Source organism: Micromonospora sp. L5 (assembly GCF_000177655.2).
Classification (GTDB): Bacteria; Actinomycetota; Actinomycetes; order Mycobacteriales; family Micromonosporaceae; genus Micromonospora; species Micromonospora aurantiaca.
Genome location: NC_014815.1, coordinates 6,190,478 through 6,209,695 on the forward strand (window position 1 = coordinate 6,190,478; position 19,218 = coordinate 6,209,695).

Sequence of the window (19,218 nt, forward strand, 5' to 3'; positions counted from 1 at the left end):
ATGAGCCGGTTCGCCGCTCCGGCGCTCGCGGAGGCGGCCGACCGGCACCTGCGCGGGGACGGCGACGCCGCGGAGTTCGCTGCGGCGTTCGACGCCGCCGCGGCCGACCTCGGGCAGGCGGTCTACGACATCGCCTGCGACGACGCCTTCCGTACGGCGCTGACCTGGCAGAACCCGGCGGTCCTGCTCGCCGTCGACGCGATCCGGCGCGACGGCCCGCACGCCCCGCGCAATCTGCGCCGGCGGCACCGGGAGGAGGTCGTCGCGAAGTACTGGCAGCGGTACTGCCTGAAGAACGACACGGTGGGCTTCTTCGGCCCGATCTGCTGGACCGAGCTGGGCGGCAGCGGTCCGGTCGCGACGGTGCGTTCCGGCGCGGCGCTGACGCGTACCCGGAAGGTGTTCCTGGAGCGGTGGGGCCTGGACGCGCTCGCGGAGGCCTTCGCCCGCGTGCCCGGCGTGCGGGACTGGCTGCCGGTGCGGCTCGCCCCGCACCTGAGCCTGCGCGACCGCGTGCTGCGGCATCCGCACCATCCACCGCAGACGCTCCCGGCGGCGACCGCCGGGCTGCTCGCGCTGGTGCGGCGCGGACCGCGCGTGGCCGACCTGGTCGCCGCGCTGCTCGCGGACCCGGCGAGCGGCTTCCGCCGGGCCGCTGACGTGCACGCGCAGCTCGACGACCTGGCCGGGCGCGGCGTGCTGCGGATCGGCTTCGACCTGCCGGTCGACCTCACCGCCGAGGACGCGTTGCGCGAGCAGCTCGCCGCGATCGGCGACGACACGGTCCGCGAGCGGGTGCTCGGCGACCTCGCGACGGTGAGCGACCTGCGCGACGCGGTGGCCGCCGCCGACGGCCCGGACGCGCTGGCCGCGGCGATGTCCGCGTTGGACCGGCGGTTCGTGGAACTGACCGGCCGGGCCGCGCGGCAGCAGCCCGGCGAGGTGTACGCCGGGCGCACGCTGTGCCACCTGGAGACGGTCCGCGACCTGGACGTCCGCTTCGGTGACGCGCTGCTGGAACGGCTCGCGCCGCTGGAACCGCTGCTGCTGTCGGCGCGGTGGCTGACCGCGGCGATCGGGCAGGCGTACGCCGACGCGCTGGCCGCCCTGTACCGCGACCTGGCGGCGGAGTCGGCCACCGACGACGTGCCGGTGGCCGACCTGTGGTTCCTGGCGCAGGCGGTGGTGTTCGGGGCGGATCCGCCCGCCGCCGCCGTCACCGCCGAGTTCCTGGACCGGTGGGCGACGGTGCTGGGCCTGGCCGACGCCGACTCCGACGCCCGGGAGCTGCGGTTCGACGCCGCCGCGCTGACCGAGCGGGTCGCCGCCGCGTTCCCCGCCGACGCGCCCGGCTGGGCCGCCGCCCGCATCCACAGCCCGGACGTGCACGTGTGCGCCCCGGACGAGGCGGCGCTGCTGCGCGGGGACTTCACAGTCGTGCTCGGCGAGCTGCACGTGGCCCTGGCGGCGTTCGACACGCACTTCTTCGCGTACGGGCACCCGGACCCGCAGCGGCTGCGCGACGGGATGCGCGCCGACCTGCCCGGCGGCCGGGTCCGGCTGCTGCCGCCGGTGAACTGGCCCCGGCACACGGCCAGGATCGCGGAGTGGCTGCACGGGCCCGCCGACGCCCAGCTCGGGTTCGTCAGCGCTCCCGGCGCCGACCCGGACCGCCTCGTGCCGATCACCACCCTGACCGTGCGGCCGGACGACGACGGCACACTGACCGCGCACGCCGACGACGGGCGGCGGTGGCCGCTGCTGGAGGTGTTCGCGCCGCTGTTCGACTACCAGGTGTTCGACACGTGGAAGCTGGCCGGCAACGCCGGGCGCACGCCGCGCGTCACAGTCGACGACCTGGTGCTGGTCCGCGAGACGTGGCGCACCACTGTGGGCGAGACCGGCCTGCACACGGTCAAGGGCGAGCGGGAACGCTACCTCGCGGTACGGCGCTGGAGGCTCGCGCTCGGCCTGCCCGAGCGGATCTTCGTGCGGGTCGACACCGAACTCAAACCCAGCTATGTGGACCTGACCAGCGGCGTCTACACCCGGCTGCTGTGCACGCTGCTGCGCGGCGCGCACACCAAGGGCGGCGACGGGGTCGGGCTCACAGTCACCGAGCTGCTGCCCGGCCCGGACGACGCCTGGCTGACCGACGGGGCCGGCCGGGCGTACGCCTCGGAGCTGCGGCTACAGATCGTCGACCCGGCGCAGGTGCGGTAGCCACTCGGTGGCGTCCGCCGGCGCGTCGGGGGTCTCGGTGTCGAACAGGCGCAGCCGGCGTACGCCGTAGGCGCCGAGCGCCACCACGGCCAGGGCCAGCCCGGACACCACGAACGCGAACCCGAGTCCCCGGCCGGGGCCGGTTCCGATCAACGCGCCGACGCTGCCGGCCAGCGCGCCGCCGGGGGCGAACATCGGTTCCAGCAGCGACCCGCTCAGCGGCACCAGCACGGCGAAGCCCAGCGGCAGCGTCGCCCAGGTCAGCGTCTGGATGATCGCCAGCACCCGGCCGTGGAACCGCTGCGGCACCTTCACCTGGATGATCGACAGGTAGATGCCGTTGTGCAGGCCCAGGCCCAGCCCCACGCCGAAGCTGCCGAGCGCCACCAGCAGCAGGCTCGGGCGAACGCCGCTGAGCACCAGGCTGACCGCCACGCCGAACGCGATGGCGATCAGCGCGGGCATCCGGCGCCGGGTCGGGCCGCCCCACACCGCGATGGCGAGTCCACCGAGGACGGCGCCGAGCGCCTCGGCGAACGCCACGGTGCCGACCTGGCCCATCGTGCCGAACGCGAGCACCATCGGCGGCACCAGCAGAAGGCTCGCCAGGCACAGGTTGTAGAGCGAGAAGAAGCCCAGCATGGCCCGGAAGCCCGGCTCGGCCCACGTCATCCGCGCCCCGCCGATCAGCTCGGCCAGGAACGGCTCCTTGCGGCGCCGGCCGAGCAGGTCGGGGAACCGCACCGCGGCCAGCACACCGATCGCCACCACGTAGCTGACGATGTCGATGACCAGGACGCCGGCCAGGCCGATCGCGGCGAGCAGGCCCGCAGCCAGCAGCGGCACCGCGAGCGAGCTGAGCCCGACCGCGAGCTGCGCGATGCCGTTGGCGTGCCCCAGGTAGCGTTTCGGCACCACCTGCGGGATCGCGGCCAGGTAGGTGATGCGTTGGAACACCGACGCCGCGCCGAGCACGCACACAAGCGTGTAGACGGCCGCCAGTCCCAGCCGGTCGGTCCAGAGCAGCAGCGCCAGCAGCGCCTCCGCTGTCACCGCCGTCGCGCACGCGGCCAGCAGCACGCGGCGCCTGTCGAACCGGTCCGCGACCGCGCCGGCGACCGGCAGCGCCAGCAGCGCCGGCAGGTAGGCGATCACCCCGGACAGGCCGAACCACAGCATCGACCCGGTCTCCAGGTAGACCCAGACCGGCACCGCCCACTGGGTCAGCGCCGAGCCGGTCGACGAGATGAGCTGGCTGGCGGTGATCGCCAGGAACCGGCGTACGCCCGGTTGCACGCCGGTCTCGGCGGTGACCGGATCGGTGCTGGTGGCCGCCAGTGCCCAGCCGTTACCGGCGAGCTGTCGCGGCGCGGCGGACGGCTCGGCGAGCCGGGGATGGGTACGGGTGAGCACCTCGGCGAGCGCCTCGGCCCGCTGCTTGACGAAGTAGTGCCCGGCCTCGTCCAGCACCACGAGCGCTGTGGACTCGCCGAGGAAGCTCCACTCGCGGTACCGCTCCTCGTAGTACTCGGTGAGCACGTCGTGGGTGCCGACGACGGAGATCACCGGTGCGGGCACCCGGACCGGCTCGCCGTCCAGCCACTCGGTGAACCGCTCCTGCGCCTCGGCGGCCTCCCGGCGTACGTGGTGCACGAACCGGTCGACCTGCGCCTGGTCCAGGTCGGCCAGTTCCGCGCCGATCGAGCGCAGGAACGTCTCGTACCGCCGGTCCGCGCCCCGGGAGTCGGCCCAGTCGACGAGCCGGCCGAGCATGTTGTCCGGCCGGGCGGTGGGGAACACGCCACCGGCGTAGATCGCCTCGATCGGGCGTCCCCGCTCGTGCAGCCGCCGGGCGATGCCGGTCAGCAGCGCGCCGCCGACGCAGTGGCCGTACAGGACCAGCGGGCCGTCCACCCGCTCCTGGATCTCGGTCACGCACCGCTCGACCAGCTCGTCGAAGGGCAGCTCGGTGTCGCGGACGCCGACGTCGTGGCCGGGGATCGCCACGGAGAACAGCGTGTGCCCGGCCGGCAGCGCGTCCGCGAGCGGCTGGTAGATGCTGGCGAGCCCGCCGCCGTACGGCACGCACACGTACGAGCGCACCCGCTGGTCCGCCGGGACCGGCCGGGTCAGCTCGTACAGCAGCGGACGCTGCCGGTCGCCGTCCGCCGGGGCGTCGATCAGCGCGGCCAGTCCCTGCACCGTCGGGTGCGCGAACACGTCCATCACGCCGACGTCGACCTGCCCGTACGCCTCGCGCAGCAGCGCCAGCATCCGGATCGCCAGCAGCGAGTGACCGCCCAGCTCGAAGAAGTCGTCGTCCAGGCCGACCTCGGGCACGCCCAGCACGTCGCGCCAGGTGGCGGCCACCGTCTGCTCGACCGGGGTCACCGGCGGACGGCGCTGCGCGGGGGCGACGCCGGACGAGGGTGCGGGCAGCGCGGCGGTGTCGAGTTTGCCGTTGGCGGACAGCGGCAGCGCGTCGAGCGTGACGAACGCCGACGGCACCATGTACTCGGGCAACCGCCGCTTCAGCGCCGCCCGCAGCTCCGCCGGGTCCGGGGCCTCCCCCGTCAGGTACGCCACGAGACGCTGCTCGGCGGGCGTGGCGCCGCGGACGACGACGGCGGCGGAGCCGACGCCCGGCTGTTCGCGCAGCACCGCGGCGATCTCCCCCAGCTCGATCCGCAGGCCCCGCAGTTTCACCTGGTCGTCGATGCGGCCGAGGAACTCCAGCGTCCCGTCGGTACGCCAGCGGGCCAGGTCGCCGGTGGCGTACAGCCGGCCGCCGGGCTCGCCGAACGGGTCGGGGACGAACGAGGCGGCGGTGAGTCCGGGGCGGTTCAGGTAGCCGCGGGCCACCTGCACGCCGCCGAGGTGCAGCTGCCCGGCCACGCCGGCCGGGACCGGGCGCATCGCCTCGTCGAGGACGTAGGTGCGGACGTTGCGGATCGGCCCGCCGATCGGCACCCGGGTCACGCCGGTCAGCGCGTCGGGGGTGGCCGCCCAGGCGGTGACGTCGATCGCCGCCTCGGTGGGTCCGTACAGGTTGTGCAGCGCCGCGGACGGGATCGCGGCCACCGCGCGGCGGGCCAGGTCGGCGGGCAGTTCCTCGCCGCTGCACACGATCCGCCGCAGCGACCCGCAGCGGGCCGGGTCGGCCGGGCCTGCCGTGGACAGGAACGCGTCGAGCATCGACGGCACGAAGTGGACCGTGGTGATCCGCTCCCGTTCGATCAGCTCCCGCAGGTACGCCGGGTCGCGGTGCCCGCCCGGCGCGGCCAGCACCAGCCGCGCGCCCACGAGCAGCGGCCAGAACACCTCCCACACCGACACGTCGAACCCGATCGGCGTCTTGTGCAGCACCGCGTCGTCCGGTCCGAGCGCGAAGGCGTCCTGCATCCAGTCGAGCCGGTTGACGATCGCGGCGTGCTCGTTGACCACGCCCTTCGGCCGCCCGGTGGAGCCCGACGTGTAGATCACGTACGCCGCGTTCCCCGGTCCGGCGGCAGTGCCCCCGGCGGTGCGCAACCGGTCCGGCGCGGTCAGCGGCAGCACTGTGCCCGGGACGGTCAGCCCGTCCGGCAGCTCGTCGGCCAGCAGCACCCGGGCGCCGGCGTCGGCGAGCATGAAGGCCAGCCGCTGCGGCGGGTGGTCCGGGTCCAGCGGCAGGTACGCCGCACCGGCCCGGTGGATGCCGAGCAGCCCGGCGATCAGGCGGCGGGAGCGGGGCTCGTGGATCGCGACCACCGACTCCGGTCCCACGCCGTGCGCGACCAGCCGCGACGCCACCTGCTCGGCGGCGTCGGACAGTTGCGCGTACGTCATCCGGGTGTCGCCGTCGACCAGCGCGACCGCGTCCGGCGTACGGCGGGCCTGGGCGTCGAACAGCTCCGCCAGCGTGGTCCGGCGCACCGGGGCGGCGGTGGCGTTCCAGCCGGTCACGACCGCCGCGTGCTCGGCGTCCGGCATGACCGGCAGCGCGCTCACCCGGGTCCGGGGCGCGGCCACGGCGGCGGCGAACAGCAGCAGGTAGCGGTCCGCGAACGCCTCCATCGCGGCGCGTTCGAACAGCGCGGTGCGGTACTCCAGCCGCAGCTCGTCCCCGGCGATCTCCAGCGACAGGTCGTCCATGGCGCCGCCGAACGCCTCACCCCGGCCGGTAGGCAGGTGGTGGAATGTGAGCTGGTAGAGCGGCGGCACGCCCGGGTCGCGTCGTACCGCCAGCTCCTCGACGAGCTTCTGGAACGGCATGTCCTGGTGGTCCCAGGCGTCGAGCACGACCCGGCGGACCCGGCGCACGAGGGTCAGGAACGGTGGGTCGCCCGACACGTCGACGCGCAGCACCAGCATGTTCATGAACATGCCGAGCAGCGGTTCCAGCTCGGCCCGGTCCCGGCCGGCCACCGGCATGCCGACCACCACGTCGTCGCTTCCGGACAGCCGGTGCAGCAGCGCCACGTAGGCGGCGAGCTGCACCATGAACGGGGTCGCGGCGGCCTGCTGGGACAGCTCCGGCAGCACCGCCGTCACGGGCCCGGGCAGCGTCCGGCGGACGTCGGCGCCGTCGAACGTGAGCGTCGCCGGGCGCGGCCGGTCGGTGGTCAGCGCGTGCACGGCGGGCAGGCCGGTCAGCGCCTCCCGCCAGTGGTCGCGCAGCTCGTCCCACCGGGGGCCGTCGAGGCGGTCGCGTTCCCAGGCCGCGTAGTCGGCGTACTGGATCGGCAGCTCGGGCAGGTCCGGCGCGCGGCCCGCGACGGCGGCGGCGCACAGCTCGGTCAGCTCGGCGCGCAGGTGCAGCAGGGACGTGCCGTCGAGGATGACGTGGTGCCCGGCGAACAGCAGCCACCAGGTGTCCGGGTCGAGCCGCAGCAGCCGGGCCCGCCACAGCGGGGCCGCGTCCATCGGCAGGTCGAGGCGGGCGTACTCGGCGACGATCCGGGCGCGGGCGGCGTCCCGCTCCGGCCCGGGCAGCGCGGACAGGTCGGTGACCGGCAACTCCACCGGGACCGTGGGGTGGATGTCCTGGTAGAGCCGTCCGTCGTGCAGGCGCAGCGTGGTGCGCATGGCCTCGTGCCGGTCGGTGACCGTCCGCAGCGCGGCGAGCGCCTGCTCCGGCCCGGCACCCGCCGGCAGGGTGACCGCGTCGGTCATCGTGAACAGCGGCTGCCCGGGGCTGAGCTGGGCGGTGAACCAGACCCGCTCCTGGGCGTACGAGGCGGGAACGGTGTAGACGTCGTCCACCGGCGTGACGTCGTGGCGTGACTCGGTCATCCCGGCCGTCCCGGCCGGCGCAGGCGCGGGATGGGCGCCTCGGCCGGTGGGGCGGCGCGCAGCGACTCGATCCGGGCGGCCATCGCCGCGACGGTGGGCGCGTCGAACAGCACCCGCATGGACAGCCGGGCACCCACCGCCTGCCGGATGCGCAGCACCAGCTGCGCGGCCACGAGCGAGGTGCCGCCGAGCCGGAAGAAGTCGTCGTGCGGGCCGACCTCGGTCACGCCCAGCACGTCGCGCCAGATCCGGGCGACGGTGTCCTGCAGGTCGCCGTCGGCGGTGGTCACCGTCGAGGCGGTGGCCGCCGTGGTCGCGGCGAGCCGCCGCTCGTGCCCGGCGACCGCCTCCACCGTGTAGGCGCCGATCGCCACCGAGCCGGTCCGTCCCTCGGCGAGGACCCGGCAGGCCGCGCGCACCGCCGCGTCCGGGGCCAGCCCGTCGTGGTCGGGTACGCCCTCCTCCCGCCACGCGCCCCAGGCCACCGACAGCACCGGCGACCGCCAGCCGTGCGGGCTGCGCGCGTACGCGTCGAGGAACGCGTTGGCGGCCGTGTCGTCGGCGCGGCCCAGGCCACCGGCGAGCGCTGTCACCGAGGAGCTGAGCAGCACGAAGTCGAGCGGCATATCGCCGAAGACCGCGCGCAGCGCCAGCGCGCCGGTGACCTTCGGCAGCAGTTCGGCTGTCGCCTCGGCCGGCCGCGACCCGGTGGACAGCCCGGTGTCGGGCAGCCGCGCGGCGTGCACGATGCCGTCGAGTCCGCCGAGGTCGTCCTCGATGTCGGCGCGTACCGCCCGCAGCGCGTCCACGTCCGTCACGTCGGCGCGCACGTGGCGGACCTGCGCCCCGGCCCGTTCCAGCGCCTCGACCAGGTCCGGCCGGGCGGTCCGGCCGACCAGCACCAGCCGCGCGCCCCGGCGGGCCAGTTCGGCGGCGAACGCCCCTCCCACCCGGCCCAGTCCGCCGGTGATCAGGTAGCGCCCGCCGTCGCGCACTGCCGGCCCGGTACGCCGGCGCGCCGGCGCCGCCGCGAACCCGCATGTCCAGCGGCGCCCGCCCAGCCGCAGCGCGACCGCCTCGGCCCGCTCGGCGCCGAGCAGCTCGTCCGCCAGCGCGTCCGCGCCCGGCTCGGCCGGGTCGGCGTCCACCCAGTGGCAGCGCAGTCCCGGACGCTCCAGCGGCACCGAGCGCACCACCCCGGCGACTGTGGCGTGTTCCGGGCGGAGCAGGTCGGCGCCGGTCACGTCGGCCGTCCCGGCGGTCACCACGTCCAGCGCCACGTCGGCGGCCGGCAGCGCCTCCAGCAGGGTCAGCAGCGCGAGGTACCCGTGTTCCTGGGCCGCCGCCACGGCGTCGGCGTCCGGGCCTGCCGGGTCGCCGTCGAGCGCCCACGCGTGCACGATCCGGGCGGCGCGGCCGTCGTCGGCGCACTCGTCGAGCAGGCGCTGGTGGTCGGCGACGCTGGCCGGGCGCAGCCGGTAGCCGTCCGGGCGGACCGCGAAGGCCGGTCCGGGACGTACCACTGTGACGTCCGCGCCGCGCTCGCGCAGCCGGTCCGCGAGCGCCGTGCCGCGCTCCCCGGCGGCGAACAGCAGCAGCGGCCCGGGCGCCTCGACGGGTGTCGTGTCGGGCAGTTGGCGCCAGACCGGCACCTCGACCACGCCGTCGTCGTACCGCTCGTCGGTGGCCGGTTCGGCGGGCGCGGCCACCGGTTCCGGGTCGATCCAGTACCGGGCGCGCTGGTACGGGTAGCCGGGCAGCGGCACCCGGCGCGGCGTGCCGGATGCGGGCAGCCGCACCGGCACCCCGGCCGACCACAGGCGACCAGCAGCCTCGTACGCGGTCTGCCTGTCGGTCAGCCGCTCCCCCGGCGCGGGCAGCGTGCGCAGCGGCGCCCGGGCCCCCGCCGGCAGGCTGAGCCGGGCCAGACCGGCGAGCTGCCGGCCGGGACCGCACTCCAGCAGCAGCCAGTCGTCGGCGGCGCCGGTCGCGGCGAGCGCGGCCACTGTGGCGCCGAACCGCACCGGCCGGCACAGCTGGTCGGCCCAGTACGCCGGGTCGGTGATCTGCTCGTCGGTGAACGGCGCGGCGGTCGCGGCCGAGAACACCGGCAGGTCCGGCGCCCGGCGCGGCACCGCCGCCACGAGCGCCGCGAACTCGTCGCGCACCGCCGCCAGCAGCGGCACGTGCATCGCGTACGGCGACCGCAGCGGCGTGCAGCCGATGCCGCGTTCGCGCAGGAGGACCTCGGCGGCGGCGACCGGTTCCGGCGCGCCGCCCACCACGCAGGTGTGCGGGCCGTTGCTGATCGCCACCGCGACACCGTCGGGCAGCAGCGCCGCGATCTCGTCGGCGCCGCGCTGCACGGCGAGCATCCGGCCCTCCGGCGCGGCCTGCACGAGGCGGCCCCGGGCGGCGGCGAGCCGCAGCGCGTCCGGCAGGTCGAACACCCCGGCGACGGTCGCGGCGACCAGTTCGCCGACGGAGTGGCCGATCATCGCGGTGGGCGTGACGCCCCAGTGCCGCCACAACGTCGCCAGCGCGTACTCGACGGCGAACAGCGCGGGCTGCGCCACCGCCGGTCCGGCCAGCCGTTCGTCCGCACCGGGTCCGGCGTCGAAGATCATCCCGTTCGCGTCCCAGCCGAGGATCGCGGCGCACTCGTCCACGGCGGCGGCGAACACCGGCTCGGTAGCGGCCAGGTGCGCGCCCATGCCGGGGTGCTGCGCGCCCTGGCCGGGCAGGAGCAGGCCCACCCGGGGCGGCGCGGCGGCGTCCCCGGTGGCGCGGCGTTTCGGGTCGGTGAGCGCCGCTGCCGCCCGGCCCCGATCCACGGCGACGACGGCGGCCCGGTGCCGGTGCGCCGGCCGGCCCTCCCGCAGCGTGTACGCCACGTCGCGCAGCTCCACATCGGGCGCGCCGGTGAGCCGCTCGGCCAGCCGGGCACAGGCAGCGGCCAGCGCGTCGGGGGTCGCGGCGGACACCTGGAGCAGTTCGCCGCCGCCGTGATCCGGCTCCGGGGGTACGCGCGGCGGCGCCTCCTGGAGCACCAGGTGCGCGTTGGTGCCGCCGAGGCCGAGCGAGCTGACGCCGGCACGCAGCGGTCGCTGGTCCTCGGGCTCCCACTTGGTCAGCGTGGACACCACGTAGAACGGGCTCGCCTCGATGTCGATGTCGGGGTGCGGCCGGTCGTGGTTGACTGTGGGCGGGATGAGCCGGTGCCGCATCGACAGCACGGTCTTGATCAGGCCGATCACGCCGCCGGCCGCGCTGAGGTGACCGATGTTGGCCTTCGTGGAGCCGACGCCGCACCAGCCGCGCTCGGCGGTGCGCCGCCCGTACGCCGTGCTCAGCGCCGCCAGCTCGATCGAGTCGCCGAGGACGGTGCCGGTGCCGTGCGCCTCGACGTACCCCACCGAACGCGGGGCGACGCCGGCCACCGCGAGCGCCTGCGTGACCACCTCCACCTGACCGGTGACGCTCGGCGCGGTGAAGCTCGCCTTGGCCGAGCCGTCGTTGTTCACCGCGTTGCCGATGACCAGCGCCCTGATGTCGTCGCCGTCGGCGAGCGCGTCGGAGAGCCGCTTGAGCACGACCACGCCGACGCCGCTGCCGTAGACGGTGCCGTCGGCGTCCGCGTCGAACGGGCGGCAGTGCCCGTCGGCGGAGGTGTAGCCCTCGTCGGCGACGTACCCGACGCCGTGCGGCAGTTCCACGCACACGCCGCCGGCGAGCGCCGTGTCGCACTCGCCGCTGCGCAGCGCCTCGGCGGCCAGGTGCACCGCGACGAGCGACGACGAGCAGGCGGTCTGCACCGTCATCGCCGGGCCGCGCAGGCCGAGCCGGAACGCGACGGTGCTGGCCAGGTAGTCCGGCTTGTTGCCGAGCGACACGCGCAGCTCACCGGCGTCCGCGAGCGCCCGCGGGTTCCGCCGGACGTTCAGCCATTGGTACAGGTCGGCGTTGCCGCCCGCGTACACGCCGATCTCGCCGTCGTAGCGGGCCGGGTCGCAGCCCGCGTCGGTGAGCGCGGCGTGCGCGTGTTCCAGGAACAGCCGCTGCTGCGGGTCGGTCAGCTCCGCGTCGCGGGGGCTCATTCCGAACAGCTCCGCGTCGAACCGGTCCACGCCGTCGAGCACGGCGGCCACCGGCACGTACGCCGGGTCGTCGAGCTGCTCCGCCGGGACGCCCCGGGCCAGCAGCTCCGCGTGGGTGAACCGGGTGAGCGACTCGGCGCCGACGACCAGGTTGCGCCAGAACTCCTCCGCCGACGCCGCCCCCGGCACGCGCAGGCTGAGCCCGACGATCGCGATCGGCTCCACTGTCTCGTTCACGCCATGACCTCCGGCTCGGCCGAATCGCTGATGTGCAGGCGCAGTTCGCTGACGTAGCGGCGGCCCGCGCGGTCGGGCAGCCACGCCTGCCCGAGCGCGGGCAGCAGCTCCGACACGGTCACCGCCACGTCGTCGCCGCCGGCCCGCCGGGCGGCGCGCAGCAGCAGGCAGAGCCGGTTGGCGTAGAGCGGGCTGGTCAGGTCCACGTAGGTGGGCTTCAGTTCGGTGGCCACCCGGACGAAGACCCGTTCCGGCAGGCCCAGCGTGGCCCGCCAGCGGCGTACCGCGAGGTAGCGCCGCGCCTGGTCGACGGCGTCGGCCAGGCCGGTCGCCCCGACAGTGGTGCGCCAGGTCTCCCGGGCCAGCACCAGCCGGTCGACTGTCACCCGGGGGCTGTGCGGGCGGTCGGTCATCAGCTTGAACGCGTCACCGGCGTGCACCGCGATCAGGTCGGAGAACACCTCGACCAGCGGCCAGCGCGTGCCGTCCGGGCCGGTCGCCACCAGGACCCCGTCCACCTCGGACACGATCGCCGCGTTCGCCGGCACGAGCCGGTCGCGCGGCGCGCCGGGCGCGTCGGCGAACGCGAGCCGGTGGTCGTCCGGCCCGTGCAGGGACGCGGACAACCGTCCGCCCACGCGGGGGAAGTCGACCGGGTAGAGCGGACGCAGCCGTCCCGGGCCCAGGTCGGCCGCGTACGCGCGCCGCAGCCGGTCCACGTCGGGGTGACAGTGGGTGAACAGCTCGGCGTTGAACGTGGCGTACGCGGCGTGCAGCTCGCCGAGCACCGCCCCGAACTCACCGGCGGCCAGTGCCTCGGGTGACTCGGCGAACAGTTGCAGGTCGGGGCTGTGCACCCGGCCGGCGCTCCAGCCGGGACGGGTCGCCGGGAAGCGGTCGGCCACCAGGAGCGCCAGCTCGGCCGCGGCGAACTCCACCCGGGCCGTTCCCTCGGGCAGTCCGGCCAGTCCGAGCACCCGTTCCCAGCGGGCGGCGAACTCGGCCGCGACCCGGTCCACCGGCCGGTCGCCGGGCCCGAACAGCGGCCCCTGCGCGACGAACCACAGGTCACCGAGCCGGACCGGTCCGTCGCCGCTGAGGTCGTCGTACAGGTCGCGCAGCGCGTCGCCGTACGCGGTGGCCAGTTCGGCGGTGAGCCAGCGTGCCGCCCGCAGCGGCAGGTCCAGCGCCGGGGCCAGGGAGTCGAGCAGGCCGCCGCCGACTGTGAGGTCCACGTCGCGTGCGGTCTCCTCGTGGCACAGCGCCCGCCCGGCGTAGTTCTGCCCGGCCCGGCGGCGCGGCGGCAGCCCGGTGAGCGCGGTGAACTCGGCGTCCAGCGCGGACAGCGCGCCGGTGAGCGCGGACGGGTCACCGGCGGCGTCGGCGACCCGGGTCCGGGCGGCGGCCAGCCGGTCCAGCCCGTCCAGCGCCCGCGTGCGGCACTCCCGGTCACCGATCGCCGCGATCCGCTCCCGCAGGTGGTCCTGCGCGGCGAAGCCCTGCGGCAGGTCGAAGTCCCAGCGCAGCAGCCCTCGCTCGACGAGCTGCGCGAGCAGCAGGAACCCCTCCTCGGCGCGGCGTACGCCGGTCTGCCCGTCACGCACGAGGTCGTCGACGACGTCCCGGGCCGGGCGGGTGCCGTCGCACCGGCACAGCGCGATCGACTCGCTCAGCGACACCGGTTCCGGGCGCTGGGCGGGCCGGTGTACGACCCGGCCCTCCAGGTGGACGTGCGGCGCCCGGACCGGTGCCAGCCACTGCCGGACCTGCGGGTCGGCGGCCAGCCGGTCCGCGTACGCGGCGAGCGCCCAGTGTTCGAGGTGGACGGCGCGGTGACGGAGCAGCCCGGGGCCGGGCACGGCGGTGACACCGGGCGCACCCGGTGCCACGGTGCCCCAGCACACCGGCCCGAAGAAGCCGATGGTCTCGCACTTGGCGACGTAGCGCTGCCAGTACCCGGCGACGACGTTCTCCCGGCCCCGGCGGCGGACGTTGCGGGGTGCGTCCGGGCCGTCGCGGAGCAGCCCGTCCAGCGCCACCAGCACCTCCGGGTTCTGCCAGGCGACGGCCTCGCGGAACAGCGGGTCGGCGGCGATCCCGCACAGCGCCGCCGACGACGCCCGGACGGCGGTGGCGTACGCGGCCGTGAACGCCGTCTCGTCCAGCTCGCCGGCCAGGTGCCGGTCGGCGGCGTCGGCGCAGTCCGGCGCGGCGAACCGGTCCAGTCCGTCGGCGGGGAACCCGGCGCTGCGCAGCAGCACGTCCCGCCACACCGACCAGCCGGTGTCGCCGAGGGGGACCAGGTACGTCACCGCGGCTCCTCCTCCACCACCGGGCGGCGCTGGACCCGCTGGCGGCGCAGCGCGCCCCGGCGCGCCGCGCGTTCCACCGCCTCGTCCTCGGCGTCCTCACCGGACGACGCCGCACCGAGGCTGTCCAGGTGCGCGGCGAGCGCGCGGACGGTCGGGTGGTGGAACAGGTCCACGACCCGCAGGTTCGTGCCGAGCAGCCGGTTGAGCTGCCGTTGCACGACCGCGACCGCGAGCGAGCCGCCGCCGACGTCGAAGAAGCTGTCAGTCGCGGCCACCTCCGGTACGCCGAGCACGTCGCACCAGACCGCGGCGATTCGCCGCTCGGTGGTGGTGGCCGGGCGGGCGGCGGGCACCCCGGCGCGGCCTCCGGTCCGGTTCACCCGGGCGGCCCGGTGCACGTCGTCGGCCGTTCCGGCCGGGACGGCGGTCCAGGCGGGCAGCTCGGCCACCGGCCGCTCCGGGTCGGCGGCGCCGGCCCGCAGCAACCGCTCGACGTCGGCGAGCACGTCGGTGATCAGCGTCTCGCCGTAGACGTCCGGGTTGAAGACGATCTCCACGCGCAGCCGCCCGTCCCGGGTGATGCCGTAGAGCGTGAGGTCGAACGGTGAGCCGGGCGCGGGCACCGGCACCGGTTCGGCGGCCGGCCCGGCCAGGTCCAGCCGCGGCTCGTCGAACGTGTACATGTTGAACAGCACCTGCACCAGTGGGCTGCGGTCGAGCAGGCCGCCCAGCCCGAGGCCGCCGACGATGCGTTCGACAGGGGCCTCCGGGTGGGCGAGCGCGGCGAGCAGTTCCTCCCAGGCGGCGCGGACGTGCGCGGCGAACCCGGCCCCGGGCGTCTGCCGCAGCCGCAGCGGCGCGATCTCGATGAAGAAGCCGACCATCGCCTCGAAGTCGGCGGCGCGCCGGTCCACAGTGGGGGTGCCGACCACCAGGTCGGGTAGGCCGGTGCGCCGGGCCAGCACCAGCGCGAACGCGGCGAGCACGGCGGCGGCGGGGGTCGCACCGAGCCCGGCGGCGAGGTCGGTGAGCGCGGCGGTGGCGGCCCGGTCCAGCCGGGTACGCACCGTCGCGCTGGTGTACGTCTGTTCGGCCGGCCGGTCCCGTCCCCCGGGGAGTCGCAGCACCACTGGCGCCCCGGTCAGGTGGTCCAGCCACCAGTCCAGGTCGGCGGCGGCGCGGCGCCGGGCACGGTGGGCGCGCCAGGCCACGTAGTCGCCGTACGTGGCGGGCAGCGGCGGCAGCGGCGGCCCGTCCCCGAGCGCGGCCCGGTACGCGGCGGCCAGGTCGGCGTAGAACAGCGACTGGGACCAGCCGTCGAACACGGCGTGGTGGGCGTAGACGGCCAGCACGTGCTCGTCGTCGCCGGTGCGGATCAGTTCGGCCCGCCACAGCGTGTCGGTGGCCAGCGCGAACGGCGTGGCGGCGCTCGCCGCGAGGTGGCCGGCGAGGTCCGTGCCCGGGGCGAGGTCACGTACCGGCAGCGGCACCGGTGTGGACGGGTCGGCGACCGCGTACGGCACGCCGTCGCGCTCCGGGATGCGCCAGCGCAGGATCTGCTGACGGTCCGCGACGGCGGTGAGTGCCGTGGCGAGCGCCGCCACGTCGAGCGGGCCGGTGATCCGTTCGGCGAACGCGACGTTGTACGCCGACGCGGCGGCCGGGAAGTAGCGGTCGAGGAACCACAGCCGCTGCTGCGCCGGGGACAGCGCCGGTGGCCGTCCCCTGACGGCGGCGTCGGCCGGGCCGGTTCCGGCGGCGGCGTCGGCGCGGGCGGCGATGCCGCGTGGCGTCCGCCCCACCAGCACGTCCTCGATGGCGAGGTCGCGGCCCAGCCGCTCGCGCAGGTCCGCGACCAGCCGCATCGCGGTGATCGAGTGCCCGCCCTGGTGGAAGAAGTCGTCGTCGCGGCCGACAGTGGACACGTCCAGCAGCGCCGCCCACGCCTGCGCGACGAGGCGTTCGGTGTCGGTGGCGGGCGGCTCGCCGGACGGCACGGAAGCCGGTTCGGCGACGTCGAGCTCGGCCAGCCGCTCGGTGTCGATCTTGCCGTTGATGGTGATGGGCAGCGCGGGCATCGTGTGCATCCGGGCCGGTACGGCGGCGGGCGGCAGCAGCCGGGCGCAGTAGTCGCGCAGCTCGGCGGTGTCGAGGCCGGTGGCCACGTACGCGACGAGTTCCTGACCGCCGGCGCCGGCGCGGACCTGGACGCTGGCCAGGTCGATGTCCGGGTGGCGGCGCAACACGGCCTCGACCTCGCCCAGTTCGATCCGCTGCCCGCGGATCTTCACCTGCCGGTCGGCCCGGCCGAGGAACTCCAGGCTCCCGTCCGGCAGCCACCGGGCCAGGTCCCCGGTGCGGTAGAGCCGCTCCCCCGGCCGGCCGGAGAACGGGTCCGGGAGGAACCGTTCCGCAGTACGGGCGGCGTCGAACAGGTATCCGCGGCCGAGCCCGGGACCACCGGCGAGCACCTCGCCGATCTCCCCCGGGCCGACCTCGCGCAGCTCGTCGTCGACCAGGTGGATGCGGTGGTTGGCGGCGGGCCGGCCGATCGGGATGGGCCGCGTCCAGTCGCCGCTGCCCTCGAACCAGGTCACCAGCACCGTCGCCTCGGTCGGGCCGTACACGCTGATGAAGCGGCGCCCACCCGCGGTCCAGCGGCCGACCTGTTCCGGGCCGGTGGCCTCGCCGCCGGTGATGACCAGCCGTACGCCGGGAAGCCGGTCCGGGTCCAGCAGCGGCAGGATCGGCGGCGGCAGCACCACCACGTCGACTGCCTGATCGGCGCAGATCCGGTAGAGCCGGGTCGGGTCGGCCCGCTCGGCGTCACCGGCGAGCACGACTGTGCCCCCGGCGGCGAGTGGGGCGAGCATGTCGACCACCGACGCGTCGAACCCGATCGAGGCGAACGCCAGGCACCGGGTCGCCGTGTCGAACCCGGAGAACTCGGCGATCGAGGTGACCTTCTCGGTCAGCGCCCGGTGCTCGATCACCGCGCCCTTGGGCTGCCCGGTCGACCCGGACGTGAACATCGCGTACGCCGTGGTGGCGAGCGTCGCCGGGGTCGGCTGCCAGGGCGCGGTGCCGGCGGGGACGTCCAGCACGGTCCGGCCGGTGAACGCCTCGCCGGCGGGGGTACCCACGACGACGCGCAGCCGGGCCTCGGCGGCCAGCTCCCGCAACCGTCCGGGCGGCAGCGCCGGGTCGAGCGGGACGTACCCGGCGCCGGCCGCCTGCACGCCGAGCAGCGCGACCACCAGGTCCGGGCGGCGGTCCACGCAGACGCCGACGAGGTCGTCCGCGCCGATGCCGTGGTCCCGCAGCGACGCGGCGAGCGCGGCGGCCCGGCCGACCAGGTCGGCGTAGCTGAGCGTCAGGTCGCCCTGCACCACGGCCGGCGCGCCGGGACGCCGCCGGGCGTGCGCGGCGACCAGGTCGGGCAGGCACACCTGCGGGTAGGGCAGCTCGGGGCCGACCTGCTGGTCGCGCTGATCGTCGCGGCCGGTCATCGTCGTGCCTCGATCCAGTGCCGGTTCCGCCGGAACGGGTAGCCGGGCAGCGGCACCCGCCGCCCCGGCGGCACGGGCAGGTCGGCACCGGCACGCCAGGCGCGGACTGCTTCGTCGCCGTCGACCGGGTCGCCGGCCGCGAGCGCGGTCAACCCGGCCACGGCCTCCCCGGCGTCGGCGCAGGCGACCGCGTCCCGGTACGCCAGCCGCCGCCGTCCCACCGCGAGCGTGTGCGCCACGTCGGCCACCGCCAGGTCGCCGGCGGCCAGCCGGACGGCCAGCCGCCGGGCCAGTTCCCGCAGCGCCGCCGGGCTGCCCGCGGACAGTCCCAGCACCACCGGGCCGGGTGCCCCGGGGTCCGGCGCGTCCGTCGCGGGCGCGGGTTCGACGAGTACGTGCGCGTTGGTGCCGCCGAGGCCGAACGAGCTGACGCCCGCGCGCCGCTCCCCGGCCCACGGCCGGGTCTGCGCGTCCACCTCGGCGCCCGCGGCGGCCAGGTCGATGTCGTCGTGCGCGGCGGTGAAGTGCGCGGTACCCGGCACCTGCCCGGTGCGGACCGCGTACACGGCCTTGATCAGGGAGATCACGCCCGCCGCGGCGTCCAGGTTGCCGAGGTTGCCCTTCACCGAGCCGAGCAGCAGCGGGGCGCGGGCGCCCCGGCGTACCCGGGCCAGCGCGTCCACCTCGATCGCGTCGCCCACCGGCGTGCCGGTGCCGTGGCCCTCCAGGTAGCCCACGTCGGCCGCGTCCCAGCCGACCGACGCCAGCGCCTCCGCCATCACCGCCGCCTGGCCGGACACGCCCGGCACTGTGAATCCGGGCCGGTCGGCGCCGTCGTTGTTCACCGCCCACCCGGCGAGCACGGCGTACACGTGGTCGCCGTCGGCGCGGGCGTCGGCGAACCGCTTCAGCACCACCGCCCCGGCGCCGTTGCCGAACACCTGCCCGGTGGCGGCGGCGTCGTACGGGCGGCACACCCCGTCGGCGGCCAGCAGCCCGCCCGGCCGCAGCCGGTACCCGGCCTGCCGGGTGGACACCACCGCCGCGCCGCCCGCTATGGCCACGTCGCAGCGGTAGTCCAGCAGGCTCTGCCCGGCCTGGCACACCGCGACGAGCGAGGTCGAGCAGGCGGTCTGGACCGCCACGGCCGGGCCGGACAGCCCCAGCGCGAACGCGGTGCGCGTCGGCAGGTAGTCGCAGCCGGACCCGGTCAGCGCGTCGTCCCAGTCCTCGGCGAGCGTGCCCGCCGCCGGTGCCAGCGCGGGGTTGCCCAGCAGGTGGTGGTGCAGGTAGCGGTTGGGTGCGCATCCGGCGAACACGCCGATCTGGGCCGGGTCGCGGTCCGGGTCGATCCCGGCGTCCTCCAGGGCGTGCCAGGCGACCTCCAGGAACAGCCGGTGCTGCGGGTCGAGCAGCGCCGCCGCCGCGGCGGGACAGCCGAACAGGTCCGCGTCGAAACCCTCCAGGTCGTCGAGCCGGCCGAACGCCGGCACCCAGTCCGGTCCGCCCGGCACGCCCTCGCCGGCCGGGGTCCGGCGCACCGAGTCCACCCCGGACAGCAGGTTG

6 protein-coding genes (1 of these 6 running past the window's edge) are annotated in these 19,218 nt (G+C 76.1%); 1 reads left to right on the forward strand and 5 read right to left on the reverse strand.

Annotated features, from left to right (window positions below; translation table 11 throughout):
• Positions 1 to 2,223, forward strand: coding sequence for a lantibiotic dehydratase (locus ML5_RS28575; protein ID WP_236619311.1), 2,223 nt, complete (start codon positions 1 to 3; stop codon positions 2,221 to 2,223).
• On the opposite strand, the gene ML5_RS28580 is transcribed toward ML5_RS28575, so the two are convergent.
• The 5 genes in view from ML5_RS28580 to ML5_RS28600 are tightly spaced (each overlapping or abutting the next) and all read right to left on the reverse strand, a layout consistent with a single transcriptional unit that may run on beyond the window.
• On the reverse strand, positions 2,191 to 7,497 hold the full coding sequence (locus tag ML5_RS28580) for a non-ribosomal peptide synthetase/MFS transporter (RefSeq protein WP_013477165.1): 5,307 nt from the start codon (positions 7,495 to 7,497) through the stop codon (positions 2,191 to 2,193). The genes ML5_RS28575 and ML5_RS28580 overlap by 33 nt on opposite strands.
• Positions 7,494 to 11,831 (reverse strand): SDR family NAD(P)-dependent oxidoreductase, encoded by a 4,338-nt coding sequence (locus ML5_RS28585; protein ID WP_013477166.1) that lies wholly within the window; start codon positions 11,829 to 11,831, stop codon positions 7,494 to 7,496. The genes ML5_RS28580 and ML5_RS28585 overlap by 4 nt, the downstream gene beginning before the upstream one ends.
• Positions 11,828 to 14,143 (reverse strand): lantibiotic dehydratase, encoded by a 2,316-nt coding sequence (locus ML5_RS28590; RefSeq protein WP_013477167.1) that lies wholly within the window; start codon positions 14,141 to 14,143, stop codon positions 11,828 to 11,830. The genes ML5_RS28585 and ML5_RS28590 overlap by 4 nt, the downstream gene beginning before the upstream one ends.
• A complete protein-coding gene (locus ML5_RS28595) occupies positions 14,140 to 17,652 on the reverse strand; it encodes a non-ribosomal peptide synthetase (protein ID WP_013477168.1) in 3,513 nt (1,170 codons plus the stop codon). The genes ML5_RS28590 and ML5_RS28595 overlap by 4 nt, the downstream gene beginning before the upstream one ends.
• On the reverse strand, positions 17,649 to 19,218 hold the 3' portion of the coding sequence (locus ML5_RS28600; protein WP_013477169.1) for a polyketide synthase. Its footprint extends 80 nt past the window's final position; the window shows 1,570 of its 1,650 coding nt (coding positions 81–1,650); its start codon lies beyond the right edge, outside the window; it ends in the stop codon at positions 17,649 to 17,651. The genes ML5_RS28595 and ML5_RS28600 overlap by 4 nt, the downstream gene beginning before the upstream one ends.